Annotated in this window: 13 protein-coding genes; 11 read left to right on the forward strand and 2 right to left on the reverse strand. The window is 59.9% G+C overall.

Annotated features, from left to right (window positions below; genetic code table 11):
- Position 1: 1 nt before the first annotated feature.
- The 3 genes from NL64_RS03450 (at position 2) to NL64_RS03460 (ending at position 1,292) form a co-directional block, all read left to right on the forward strand.
- Positions 2-478: a YchJ family protein gene (locus tag NL64_RS03450; protein WP_034146772.1), complete on the forward strand. Its 477-nt coding sequence runs from the start codon at positions 2-4 to the stop codon at positions 476-478.
- A gap of 122 nt (positions 479-600) precedes the next feature.
- Positions 601-1,086, forward strand: a complete 486-nt coding sequence (locus NL64_RS03455) for an LEA type 2 family protein (RefSeq protein ID WP_034146773.1) — start codon at positions 601-603, stop codon at positions 1,084-1,086.
- Between the two features lie 5 nt (positions 1,087-1,091).
- Positions 1,092-1,292, forward strand: a complete 201-nt coding sequence (locus tag NL64_RS03460; protein WP_034146774.1) for an SEC-C metal-binding domain-containing protein — start codon at positions 1,092-1,094, stop codon at positions 1,290-1,292.
- Between the two features lie 131 nt (positions 1,293-1,423).
- Here the strand turns inward: NL64_RS03460 and NL64_RS03465 are convergent, their stop codons facing one another.
- On the reverse strand, positions 1,424-1,975 hold the full coding sequence (locus NL64_RS03465) for a cysteine hydrolase family protein (RefSeq protein WP_034146775.1): 552 nt from the start codon (positions 1,973-1,975) through the stop codon (positions 1,424-1,426).
- A 179-nt stretch (positions 1,976-2,154) separates the two neighbouring features.
- Between NL64_RS03465 and NL64_RS03470 the strand changes: the two genes are divergently transcribed.
- The 8 genes from NL64_RS03470 to NL64_RS03505 all read left to right on the forward strand — a co-directional run bounded on the left by NL64_RS03470 (position 2,155) and on the right by NL64_RS03505 (position 12,055).
- Positions 2,155-4,605, forward strand: coding sequence for a penicillin acylase family protein (locus tag NL64_RS03470; protein ID WP_034146776.1), 2,451 nt, complete (start codon positions 2,155-2,157; stop codon positions 4,603-4,605).
- A gap of 161 nt (positions 4,606-4,766) precedes the next feature.
- The gene (locus NL64_RS03475) at positions 4,767-5,801 is read left to right on the forward strand and encodes a ligase-associated DNA damage response exonuclease (RefSeq protein WP_034146777.1); all 1,035 of its coding nucleotides are present in this window, start codon (positions 4,767-4,769) and stop codon (positions 5,799-5,801) included.
- Complete coding sequence (locus tag NL64_RS03480) at positions 5,798-7,486, forward strand: ATP-dependent DNA ligase (RefSeq protein WP_034146778.1); 1,689 nt, start codon at positions 5,798-5,800, stop codon at positions 7,484-7,486. The genes NL64_RS03475 and NL64_RS03480 overlap by 4 nt, the downstream gene beginning before the upstream one ends.
- A gap of 355 nt (positions 7,487-7,841) precedes the next feature.
- Positions 7,842-8,624, forward strand: a complete 783-nt coding sequence (locus NL64_RS03485; protein ID WP_034146779.1) for a transporter substrate-binding domain-containing protein — start codon at positions 7,842-7,844, stop codon at positions 8,622-8,624.
- Between the two features lie 56 nt (positions 8,625-8,680).
- Positions 8,681-9,409 (forward strand): ABC transporter permease, encoded by a 729-nt coding sequence (locus NL64_RS03490; RefSeq protein ID WP_034146780.1) that lies wholly within the window; start codon positions 8,681-8,683, stop codon positions 9,407-9,409.
- The gene (locus NL64_RS03495) at positions 9,406-10,116 is read left to right on the forward strand and encodes an ABC transporter permease (protein WP_034146781.1); all 711 of its coding nucleotides are present in this window, start codon (positions 9,406-9,408) and stop codon (positions 10,114-10,116) included. Before NL64_RS03490 ends, NL64_RS03495 begins: the two co-directional genes overlap by 4 nt.
- Before the next feature lie 24 nt (positions 10,117-10,140).
- Entirely contained in the window at positions 10,141-11,277 is a 1,137-nt protein-coding gene (locus NL64_RS03500) for a succinylglutamate desuccinylase/aspartoacylase family protein (protein WP_034146782.1), read from the forward strand.
- 13 nt (positions 11,278-11,290) lie between these two features.
- The gene (locus NL64_RS03505) at positions 11,291-12,055 is read left to right on the forward strand and encodes an ABC transporter ATP-binding protein (RefSeq protein ID WP_034146783.1); all 765 of its coding nucleotides are present in this window, start codon (positions 11,291-11,293) and stop codon (positions 12,053-12,055) included.
- A 44-nt stretch (positions 12,056-12,099) separates the two neighbouring features.
- On the opposite strand, the gene NL64_RS03510 is transcribed toward NL64_RS03505, so the two are convergent.
- Positions 12,100-12,477 carry a hypothetical protein gene (locus NL64_RS03510; protein WP_034146784.1) on the reverse strand — a complete coding sequence of 126 codons (378 nt, stop codon included), beginning with the start codon at positions 12,475-12,477 and terminating at the stop codon, positions 12,100-12,102.
- Positions 12,478-12,745: the final 268 nt, after the last annotated feature.

Raw genomic sequence — 12,745 nt, forward strand, 5'->3', positions numbered from 1 at the left:
AATGAGTACATCCATTTGCCCTTGCGGCAGCGGCACCCTGCTCGACGCCTGCTGCGGTCATTACCATGCCGGCCATCCGGCGCCTTGTGCCGAAGCCTTGATGCGCTCGCGCTACAGCGCCTATGTGCTGGGCCTGATCGATTATCTGGTGGCCACTACCCTGCCCGCACAGCAACCAGGCCTGGATCGGCAATCGATCAGCGACTGGAGCGCGCAAAGCACCTGGCTGGGGCTTGAGGTTGAAAGCTCCGAAGTCCTCGGCGGGCAACCAGAGCACGCCTTCGTGACCTTCACCGCTCGCTGGCACGATGGCAGCGGCGAACACAGTCATCGCGAGCGCTCGTCGTTCGTGCAGAACGCCGGCCATTGGTACTTCATCGACCCGACAGTGCCACTCGACATCGGTCGCAACGACCCCTGCCCTTGCGACAGCGGGCAGAAATTCAAGAAGTGTTGTTCGGGGTATTTCGGTAGTTGAAACAAGATCAAAAGATCGCAGCCTGCGGCAGCTCCTGCATTGGATTGGCGTACACCCTGTTGGAGCTGCCGAAGGCTGCGATCTTTTAACGTCTAGACTGTGGTTCAAGGAGAACCACGACCATGACCACCAGGCGAATCGCACTCTATCTGCTCACCGCGACCCTGTTCCTGGGGCTCGGCGGCTGTGCGTCGTGGTTCAGCAGCGATGAACCTGACCCCGAGGTGCATCTGATCAGGGTGGAAGTGGTGCGGGCCAAGCTGATGGAGCAGCGGTTCGTCCTGCACTTTCGCATCGACAACCCCAACGACAGCGAGCTGACCGTGCGTGGTCTGGAGTATCGCATCCACTTGGGCGACATCCTCCTGGCCGAAGGCGAGCACGAACACTGGATTACCGTGGACCCCAAAGGCAGCCGCCACTACAAGGTGCCGATCCGCACCAACCTGTGGTCCAAGGTCAAAGGCTTGGTGAAACAGCTGAAAAACGCTGAGCAGTCCATTCCCTATCGTCTGGAAGGTGAACTGGAAACCGGTTTATTCATCGCCCACTACGTGCACCTGACGCGTAATGGCGTGATAATCCCCGCCGATCTAATTCCGGAGTAACCCCGATGACCCAGCAACCCCATGTCCATGGCCCAGACTGCAACCACGATCACGACCATCATGATCACGACCATGGCCATGTCCACGGCCCGAACTGCGGCCACGCTCACCAGGAACCGGTGCGCAACGCCCTGAAAGACGTTGGTCGCAACGATCCTTGCCCCTGCGGCAACGGCAAGAAATTCAAGAAGTGCCACGGCGCTTGATGCTTCGAGCGAAGATTTTCTTCGTCTGTTGAATCGCCATCGCGAGCAGGCTCACTCCCACACTGGATTTGTGCACGACGCCAGTCCCTGTAGGAGCGAGCCTGCTCGCGAAGAGGCCCGCAAAGTCACCATCAATTCAGAATCTGCGCGGTACTGACAACCGTCGCATACTCCCCATGCAAATTCCCCAACGACATCCCGTGCACCTCCTCGGCTGAGCGCGCATTGCCAAAAAAATCGGCCTTGTCGAAGGTAAAGCACGCATCCTCCGCAACCCACGTATCAAAACCCAGATTGCCCGCCGTTCGCGCCGTGGCCTCCACCGAGTTGTGGGTCGCCACGCCAACGATGATCAACTGCCCAATCCCCGCCTCGCGCAAACGCGCTTCAAGCCCTGTTGCACAAAACGCGTCCGGCACCTGTTTCTGAATCAGTAGCTCGCCTGCCAACGGCTGAAACCGCTCCTGAATCTCCACACCCGATTGCAGCGGCCAGAACACTGAATCTTCCGAGCGCGACAAATGCTGCACGTGGATGACCGGCCGCTCGGTGCGTCGCCAATGTGCCAACAATTCGAGCATGCGCTCCTCGGCCTGAGGGTTATTGCGCCGACCCAGCCTGGGATGAAGGATGCCTTTTTGTTGATCGATGATGATCAGTGCCGCGTTTGCCTTTAGCTCCATGCCGACGTTTCTCCGGGATGATCAGATTGAAGATCAAAAGATCGCAGCCTTCGGCAGCGCCTACAAGGCGGCAATTACCAGACAAATCCTGAAATAACCTTGCGCCCCGCTTGCGCGGCCACTGCCTGCTCACTAACGTAGCGGCTTTATTGCGTCTCTACCCCCGCAGGAGCTTTGCCATGGCCTCGCCAGCCCTTACTCATTTTCTACCCCGGTTCGGCGTTGCCGCAGCATTCGCGGGGGTTTTGAGCCTGACCGGTTGCCAGAGCTTCAATACCCAGGACACTGTTCCGCCGGCGATCGGCGTACAGCCGCTCAAGGGCTTGGCGCAAAACGTTTCGGTGCGCCGCAATGCCATGGGCATGCCGCTGATCGAAAGCAGTACCTTCCACGACGCGCTGTTCACCCTCGGCTACGTGCACGCCAGCGACCGAATCACGCAAATGGTCACCCTGCGCTTGCTGGCCCAGGGCCGTTTGGCGGAGATGCAGGGTTCAGACTTGCTGGACGCCGACCGCTACATGCGTGCGGTCAACCTGAAGAAAAGCGCAGGTGAGCTGTACAAGGCGTCTTCGCCGCGCCTCAAGCGCTTCTTCGAAGTCTATGCCCGTGGGGTCAACGCTTACCTGTTCCGCTATCGCGACAAACTGCCGGCCGACCTCGCCGCCACGGGTTACAAGCCTGAATACTGGAAGCCGGAAGATTCGGCGCTGATTTTCTGCCTGCTGAACTTCAGCCAGTCGGCCAACCTGCCCGAAGAAATTTCCTCGCTGGTGCTGGCCCAATCGGTCACCACCGACAAACTGCCATGGCTGACGCCTTCCGCCCCCGACGAAAAACTGCCGTTGGCCGAAAGCGAAAAGCTCCAGGGCATCCAGCTCAACGGGCAGATCCCGGGGCTGGCGGACATCAGCAAAGCCACCAGCCAGTTGTCTGACCTGAATCTGCTCGGCGCCACGTCATCGAACAACTGGGCCATCGCCCCGCAACGCAGCCGCAGCGGCAAAAGCCTGCTGGCCAGCGACGCCCATGGCCCGATGGGCGTGCCGTCGCTGTTCAGCTACGTGCAGATTCGCGCACCGAAGTATCAGGCGTCCGGCGTGACCATTGCCGGGTTGCCGATGGTGCTCGGCGGGTTCAACGGCAAAGTGGCGTGGAGCATGACCACGGTCATGGGCGACAACCAGGATGTGTTCCTGGAAAAAATCAAACGCCAAGGCAACGGCCTGGCGTACGAAGTCGGCGGCAAATGGCAAGCGGCAACCGTGCGCAACGAAACCTATTTCGTCAAAGGCCAACGGCCGATTCGCGAAGCGGTGTACGAAACCCGCCACGGCCCGCTGCTCAACAGCGCCCAGAGCCTGGCACAGGGCAGTGGCTACGGTTTGGCCTTGCAGACGCCGAACTTCACCGACGATAAAACCCTGGACGCGTTTTTCGACTTGTCCCGTGCGCAAAACGTCGAGCGGGCTTCGGACGCCAGCCGTGAGATCCGCGCCATCGCCCTGAACCTGGTGTTCGCCGACGCGAGCAACATCGGCTGGCAAGTCACCGGCCGTTTCCCGAACCGCCGCGAAGGTGAAGGCCTGTTGCCCTCGCCGGGTTGGGACGGTCGTTACGACTGGGACGGTTACGCCGATCCGATGCTGCACCCGTACGACCAAGACCCGGCCCAAGGCTGGCTCGGCACGGCCAACCAGCGGGTCATTCCCCATGGCTACGGCATGCAGTTGTCCAATTCCTGGTCGGCACCGGAGCGTGGCGAACGCTTGGCGGAACTGGCCAGCGTGGGCAAGCATGACACCCGCAGCGTGATCGCCATGCAGTACGACCAGACCACCACCTTCGCCGCCAAACTGAAAAAAATGTTCGAGGCACCGGGCATGGCCCAGCCGCTGAAACAGGCCATTCAGGCTTTGCCGGGGGCAGATCAAGGCAAGGCTCGCGAGGCGTTGACCCGCTTGATGGCGTTCGACGGCAAACTCAGCCCGAGCTCTGCCGACGCGGCGATCTACGAGCTGTTCCTGCAGGAAAGCACCCAGCAGATCTTCCTCGATGAACTGGGCCCGGAAAGCAGCCCGGCGTGGAAAGCCTTTATCGCCAACGGCAAGTTGTCCTACGCCGCGCAGGCCGATCACTTGCTGGGGCGTGAGGACAGTCCGTTCTGGGATGACACGCGCACCGCGCAGAAAGAAGACAAACCGGCGATCCTCGCCCGCAGCCTCGCCGCAGCGATCAGTGCTGGCGACAGTCAGTTGGGCGGCGACCACAAGGCTTGGCAGTGGGGCAAATTGCACCGCTATGAATGGAAGAACAGCAGTGGCCAGACCGTTCGCGGTCCGCTGGCGGCTGGTGGCGATCACACCACGCTCAACACCGCTGCCTTCGCTTGGGGCCAGAACTTCAACACCACGCTGGCACCGGCCATGCGCTTTATCGTCGACTTCGGCCAGGCCGAACCGTTGATGGGCCAGAACGCCACCGGCCAGTCCGGCAACCCGGCCAGTCCGAACTATCTGAACAGCATCGACGCGTGGCTGAAAGGCCAATACATGAGCCTGCCGATGCAGCCGCAGAACTACGACAAGGTGTACGGCACCAAGCGCTTGACGCTGACACCGGGGAAATAAGGGCAAGATCAAAAGATCGCAGCCTTCGGCAGCTCCTACAGGGGATCGCGTACACCCTGTAGGAGCTGCCGAAGGCTGCGATCTTTTGCCTTTTAATTTGATAGAACTTCTCGCCCTGCGCCCACCTCATAGCTAACAAGTCCCTCCATTCCGGCAACGACATGGATCTTGTTATCGCACGTCCCGAAGGCTTGTACTGCCCCGCCGGCGATTTCTACATCGATCCGTGGCGGCCGGTCGAGCGCTCGGTCATCACCCACGCCCACGGCGACCATGCCCGCACCGGCAATGAACACTATCTGGCGGCGGCTCCCGGTGAAGGGATTCTGCGTGCGCGACTGGGCCAGGACATCGATTTGCAAACCCTGGCCTATGGCGAGCGGTTGCTACATCACGGCGTCACCCTGAGTTTTCACCCTGCCGGTCACGTACTCGGCTCGGCCCAGGTGCGCCTCGAATATGGCGGTGAAGTCTGGGTCGCTTCCGGTGACTACAAAATCGAACCCGACGGCACCTGCGCCCCGTTCGAACCGGTGCGCTGCCACACCTTCATCACCGAATCGACCTTCGGCCTGCCGATCTATCGCTGGCAACCGCAAGCAGAGGTGTTTGCCGAGATCAATCAGTGGTGGCAAGCCAACGCCGCCGAGGACAAGGCCAGCGTGTTGTTCTGCTATTCCTTCGGCAAGGCCCAACGCATTCTCCACGGCATCGACGCCAGCCTCGGCCCGATTCTGGCGCATGGCGCGGTTGAGCCGCTCAATCGCGTCTATCGCGAAAGCGGCATATACCTGCCGCCAACCATCTATGCCGGGGAAGTACAAAAAAGCGACCCGATGATGCGCAAAGCCCTGGTCATCGCCCCACCTTCGGCCAGCGGCAGTACCTGGATGCGTCGCTTTGGCGACTACAGCGACGGCTTCGCCAGCGGCTGGATGCGCCTGCGCGGTACGCGGCGGCGTCGCGGTGTAGATCGCGGCTTTGTACTTTCCGACCACGCCGATTGGCCGGGCCTGCTCTGGGCCATTGAACAGACCGGCGCCGAACGGGTGATGGTTACCCACGGTTCTGTCGCCGTACTGGTGCGTCACCTGCGCGAGCAAGGCCTCGATGCCCAGGGCTTTACCACCGAATACGGAGACGATGAAGAAGAGCCCTCACCCACCGCACCCGAGAGGGTCGAGGCGCAGCCATGAAAGCCTTCGCCGAGTTGTACGCCGAGCTCGACGCCACGACCTCAAGCAACGCCAAACTGGCGGCGATGCAACACTACTTCGCTCAGGCTGCCCCCGAAGACGCGGCGTGGGCGGTGTACTTTTTGTCCGGCGGACGCCCCAGGCAACTGGTGCCGGTCCGTGTCCTGCGAGAACTGGCGGTAGCGTATTCCGGGCTGTCGACATGGCTGTTCGAAGAAAGTTATCAGGCGGTGGGCGACCTGGCGGAAACCATTTCACTGGTACTGCCGGAATCGGTGCATAGCTCCAACGATGGGCTGGCGGTGTGGATTGAAGACAAGCTACTGCCATTGCGTGGCGAATCCCCCGACGCGCTCGCCGAACGACTGCCCGAACTCTGGCAGCAACTGGACCGCTCGAGCCTGATGTTGTGCATCAAGTTGATCACCGGCAGTTTCCGCGTCGGTGTTTCCAAGTTGCTGGTGACCCGCGCCTTGGCATCGATGGCTCATCTCGACAGCAAACGCGTGGCCCAGCGGTTGGTGGGTTATACCGATTTGTCCAATCGCCCGAGCGCGGCCAGCTACCTGAAACTGATCGCCGCCGAATCTGCCGACGAGCATGACCAGCGCGGAGGTCAGCCCTATCCGTTTTTCCTCGCCCACGCGCTGTCGCAACCAGTGGAGCAGTTTGAAGCGCTACTTGGGCCCGCCAGTGATTGGCAAGTCGAGTGGAAGTGGGATGGCATCCGCGCCCAAGTGGTCAAGCGTGACGGGAGGCTGTGGATCTGGTCGCGGGGTGAAGAACTGGTCACCGAACGTTTTCCCGAATTCGAAAGCCTCGTTCATTGCCTGCCTGACGGCACAGTGATCGACGGGGAAATTGTCGTGTGGAAGACAGCACAACCCGCTACCGAAGATGCCTTCAACCCGCAATCGCCAACGTCACCCTCAGTGCAACCATTCGCCCTGCTCCAGCAGCGGATTGGCCGCAAAACCTTGAGCAAGAAAATTCTCAGCGATGTCCCCGTGGTCGTTCTCGCTTACGACTTGCTGGAATGGCAAGGCGAAGACTGGCGCGACCAGCAGCAAGCCCGGCGTCGCGCGCAACTGGAACAGGTCATCGCCCACGCCAGCAATCCGGTATTACTCGCCTCGCCATTGCTGACCGGTAAAGATTGGTTTGACCTCGCCCGGCAACGGGAAGCGTCTCGCAGCCTCGGCGTCGAAGGCATGATGCTCAAGGCGCGGGAAGCGCTATACGGCGTCGGCCGTACCAAGGACATCGGAGTGTGGTGGAAATGGAAAGTCGACCCGTTCAGCGTCGACGCGGTGCTTATTTACGCGCAACGCGGGCATGGCCGCCGGGCCAGTCTCTACAGCGACTACACCTTCGCCGTCTGGGACGGTCCACCGGATGCCAACGAACGCGCACTGGTGCCGTTCGCCAAGGCTTACTCGGGGCTGACTGATGAAGAAATGCGCCAGGTCGACAACATCGTGCGTAGAACCACCGTGGAAAAATTCGGCCCGGTGATCAGTGTGAAACCCAGCCTGGTGTTTGAGTTGGGCTTTGAGGGGATTGCCCTGTCCAAGCGGCACAAAAGCGGGATTGCGGTGCGGTTTCCGCGAATGTTGCGCTGGCGGCAGGATAAAACCGTCGAAGAGGCCGACCACCTCGGCACCTTGCAGGATTTACTCAGCTAACCACCCCCCCACCTGTGGCGAGGGAGCTTGCTCCCGCTGGGCTGTGAAGCGGCCCCAAACCCTGTCCACCCAATACTTCAGTCGAACCCGTTGAATCGCGATGACGACTGCTGCGCAGCCGAGCGGGAGCAAGCTCCCTCGCCACAATGATTCATGTCTGTTCGAACCGAAACAGTGCAGGCTTCCCACGCCGCCCATTTTCGTGCACTAATCCCCTCCGGCAATTTCCCGAGCGCCTTTTAAACGCTTGTTCGCCACTCTGGTTCGGAAATTGCTACTTTCATTAGGTCTTACGCTTACCAGTAACAATAATTCTGCGCCACAAGCGCTCATATTGGTTCTTAGGGATTGAATAATGAAAAAAGCATTGCTGACCCTTTCTGCACTGGCATTGTGCGTAGCTGCTGGCTCTGCGCTGGCAAAGGAATACAAGGAATTGCGTTTTGGTGTTGACCCTTCCTACGCACCGTTTGAGTCGAAAGCGGCCGACGGCAACCTGGTGGGCTTCGACATCGATCTGGGGAACGCAATCTGTGCCGAGCTGAAGGTCAAGTGCAAATGGGTCGAAAGCGATTTCGACGGCATGATTCCAGGCCTGAAGGCCAATAAATTCGACGGTGTGATCTCCTCGATGACCGTCACCCCGGCCCGCGAAAAAGTCATCGACTTCTCCAGCGAGCTGTTCTCCGGCCCAACCGCTTACGTATCGAAGAAAGGTTCTGGCATCACCGCTGACGTCGCTTCGCTGAAGGGCAAAACCGTCGGCTATGAGCAAGGCACCATCCAGGAAGCCTATGCCAAAGCCGTTCTCGACAAGGCTGGCGTGAAAACCCAGGCCTATCAGAACCAGGACCAGGTGTATTCCGACCTGACTTCCGGTCGTCTCGACGCCGGCATCCAGGACATGCTGCAAGCTGAGCTGGGCTTCCTGAAGTCGCCAAACGGTGCAGGTTACGAAATCAGCCAGCCAGTCGACAGCGAACTGCTGCCAGCCAAAACTGCGGTCGGTATTAAGAAAGGTAACACCGAGCTGAAAGCACTTTTGGATAAAGGTATCAAAGCGTTACACGATGATGGCACCTACGCCACCATCCAGAAGAAACACTTTGGCGATCTGAATCTGTACAGCGGCAAATAATGCCCGGCGCCCATCTTGCGATGGGCGCTTTTTTCTTCCGATCAGGTTGCTGATTTATGTTCGAAAACCTCCTGCAAAATCTGGGGCTCTCAGCCTTCAGCCTCAAGGGCTTCGGTCCTTTGCTGATGGAAGGCACCTGGATGACCATCAAATTATCGGCGATGTCGCTGCTGGTGGCCGTATTGCTCGGCCTGCTCGGCGCCAGTGCCAAACTGTCTAAAGTCAAACTGCTGCGCCTGGTTGCCCAGTGCTACACCACGCTGATTCGCGGGGTGCCGGACCTGGTGCTGATGCTGCTGATCTTCTACAGCCTGCAAACCTGGCTGACGTCGTTCACCGACTACATGGAATGGGAATACATCGAGATCAACCCGTTCAGCGCCGGGGTCCTGACCCTGGGCTTTATTTACGGCGCCTACTTCACCGAGACGTTCCGCGGCGCCATCCTTGCCGTGCCTCGCGGTCAGGTCGAAGCGGCCACCGCCTACGGCCTCAAGCGTGGCCAGCGTTTTCGTATCGTGGTGTTCCCGCAAATGATGCGCTACGCCCTGCCGGGTATCGGCAATAACTGGATGGTGATGCTCAAGGCCACCGCGCTGGTGTCCATCATCGGTCTCGCCGATCTGGTCAAGGCCGCGCAGGACGCCGGTAAAAGCAGCTATCAACTGTTCTACTTCCTGGTGCTCGCTGCGCTGATCTATCTGCTGATCACCAGCGCCTCCAACTTCATTCTGCGCTGGCTCGAACGCCGCTACGCCGCCGGTACCCGGGAGGCCGTACGATGATCGAACTCCTGCAGGAATACTGGAGAGCCTTCCTCTACACCGACGGCCAAAACATCACCGGCCTGGCCATGACCCTGTGGCTGCTCAGTGCGTCGATCTTCATCGGTTTCATCGTCTCGATCCCGCTGTCCATCGCCCGGGTTTCGCCGCACTTCTACATTCGTTGGCCGGTGCAGTTTTACACCTACCTGTTCCGCGGCACGCCGCTCTACATCCAGTTGCTGATCTGCTACACCGGGATCTACAGCCTGGCCGCCGTGCGCGAGCAACCGCTGCTCGACAGCTTCTTCCGCGATGCGATGAACTGCACCATCCTCGCTTTTGCCCTGAACACCTGCGCCTACACCACGGAGATCTTCGCCGGGGCGATTCGCAGCATGAACCACGGCGAAGTCGAAGCCGCCAAGGCTTACGGTCTGACAGGCTGGAAATTGTATGCCTACGTGATCATGCCTTCGGCCCTGCGTCGCTCGTTGCCGTATTACAGCAACGAAGTGATCCTGATGCTGCACTCGACCACCGTGGCGTTCACCGCGACCATCCCGGACATCCTGAAAGTCGCCCGGGACGCCAACTCGGCGACCTTCCTGACCTTCCAGTCGTTCGGCATCGCCGCGCTGATCTACCTGACCGTCACCTTTGCGCTGGTCGGCCTGTTCCGCCTCGCCGAACGTCGATGGCTGGCCTTCCTCGGGCCGACTCACTAAGACCCGCTTCGGGATACAAGAAAAATGCGCCACCAGATTCATGACCTGCTGGCCCCGCTGCCGGGGACCGCACGACAGATTCACAGTTTTCACTTCGGGCCGACATCGGCGCCAACCGTTACAAGCGCCCGGGGCAAGATCTACATCCAGTCGTCCCTGCATGCCGATGAAATGCCCGGCATGTTGGTGGCCTGGCACCTCAAGCAGCGTCTGGCGGAGCTTGAAGCCGCCGGCCGCCTGCGCAGCGAAATCGTGCTGGTGCCAGTCGCCAACCCGGTCGGACTGGAACAAGTGTTGATGGATGTTCCGCTAGGCCGTTACGAGCTGGAAAGCGGGCAGAACTTCAATCGCTGGTTCGTCGATTTGAGCGAAGAGGTCGGCAACGAAATCGAAGGCCAGCTCGGTGATGATCCGCAGCGCAACCTCGAACTGATCCGCAACAGCCTGCGCAACGCCCTCGCCCGGCAGACCGCCAGCACCCAGTTGCAATCCCAGCGCCTGACCCTGCAACGGCTGGCCTGCGATGCCGACATGGTGCTGGACCTGCATTGCGATTTCGAAGCCGTCGCGCACCTGTACACCACGCCTGACGCCTGGCCGCAGGTCGAGCCGCTGGCCCGTTACATCGGTGCAGAAGCCAGCCTGCTGGCCACCGATTCCGGCGGTCAGTCGTTCGACGAATGCTTCACCCTGCTCTGGTGGCAATTGAAAGAACGCTTCGGCGAGCAATTCGACATTGCGCCGGGCAGTTTTTCGGTCACCGTCGAGCTGCGCGGCCAGGGCGACGTCAATCACCCACTGGCCAGCCTCGACAGCCAGGCGCTGATTGATTACCTGATTCACTTCGGCGCCATTGCCGGCGAACCAGTGCCCCTGCCCGAACTGCCCTACCCGGCCACGCCGCTGGCGGGTGTCGAGCCGGTGGCCACGCCGGTCGGTGGTTTGCTGGTGTTCACCGCACTGCCGGGGGAATACCTGGAAGCCGGGCAGCTTGTCGCCGAAATCATCGATCCGATCTCTGACCGTGTCACGCCTGTCCACTGCACCGCCGCCGGGTTGATGTACGCCCGTTCGCTGCGCCGCATGGCCACGGCCGGCATGGTGATCGCCCACGTCGCGGGCGCCGAAGCCTATCGCAGCGGCTACCTACTTTCGCCTTGAGGATGCATGCTCCATGTACAAACTGACCATTGAAGGCCTGCATAAAAGCTATGGCGATCATGAGGTGCTCAAAGGCGTTTCGCTCAAGGCCAACACCGGCGACGTCATCAGCCTGATCGGCGCCAGCGGCTCGGGCAAAAGTACTTTTTTGCGCTGCATCAACTTTCTCGAACAACCCAACGACGGGGCGATGAGCCTCGACGGCCAGGCGATCCGCATGGTCAAGGATCACCACGGCATGCACGTCGCCGATCCCGATGAACTGCAGCGGATCCGCACCCGCCTGGCCATGGTGTTCCAGCACTTCAACCTGTGGAGCCACATGACCGTGCTGGAAAACATAACCATGGCCCCGCGTCGGGTGCTGGGTTGCAGCAAGCAGGAAGCCGAAGACCGCGCGAGACGCTACCTCGACAAGGTTGGCCTGCCGGCACGTGTCGCCGATCAGTACCCGGCGTTCCTCTCCGGCGGTCAGCAACAGCGCGTCGCCATTGCCCGCGCGTTGGCCATGGAACCGGAAGTCATGCTGTTCGACGAACCGACCTCGGCGCTGGACCCGGAACTGGTAGGCGAAGTGCTCAAAGTGATCCAGGGCCTGGCTGAAGAAGGCCGGACCATGATCATGGTGACCCACGAAATGAGCTTCGCCCGCAAGGTGTCGAGCCAGGTGTTGTTTCTGCATCAGGGCCTGGTGGAAGAAGAAGGCGCGCCGGAAGACGTGCTGGGCAATCCGAAGAGCGAGCGGTTGAAGCAGTTCCTCAGCGGCAACTTGAAGTAACTGTTCGTTGTTAAACGGGAGCCAGGCTGACTGGTTCCCGTCACTCAACGCGCTTCGTACTCCAGCCTGAAGCTACCGTTCTCCACCTCCAGACCATCGGCATCCAGTCCGCTGAAGCGTCCGGAAAACTGGGCATCTCCGCCAACGGTCAACTCGAGTCTGCCGCGATAAAGTTCCGCTTCAGAGGTGCCTGTCACATGGATAACCATAGGCGACCTTTCGCCCAGCCCCAGGCTAAAGCTGCCACTCTCGAGTTCCATCGGTAAATAGACGTAAAACTCCTTGCCCTGACCATTGTTCGCCTCGATAAAGTGGACGCCCGGCAGGTCGTAGTAGTTGAGACCCTCGGTCACACGAAACTCCAAAGTGCCCTCAGTCGTGATCACATCGGCACTCAAGTGCCCCGTTCTATTTGTACTCATCTGAATTCCTTTTCATATTCATTGATAACTGCGCGGCGATAAAAACACGCCTGACCTGCCGATGGGTTTCAACGGCAAACACAGTTATTTCCGGATATGAGAATCCTCGGCGATGAGCTTTTGTAGGAGCTGCCGAAGGCTGCGATCTTTTGATTTTGCTTCTACAAATCAAGATCAAAAGATCGCAGCCTGCGGCAGCTCCTACAGAACCGCGTTAAACCTTTGGTAGTGCGTCGTGGTCACTGAAGGAAGACTTTCAGAGCGCACA

Source organism: Pseudomonas fluorescens, from assembly GCF_000802965.1.
In the GTDB taxonomy this organism is placed as follows: domain Bacteria; phylum Pseudomonadota; class Gammaproteobacteria; order Pseudomonadales; family Pseudomonadaceae; genus Aquipseudomonas; species Aquipseudomonas fluorescens_A.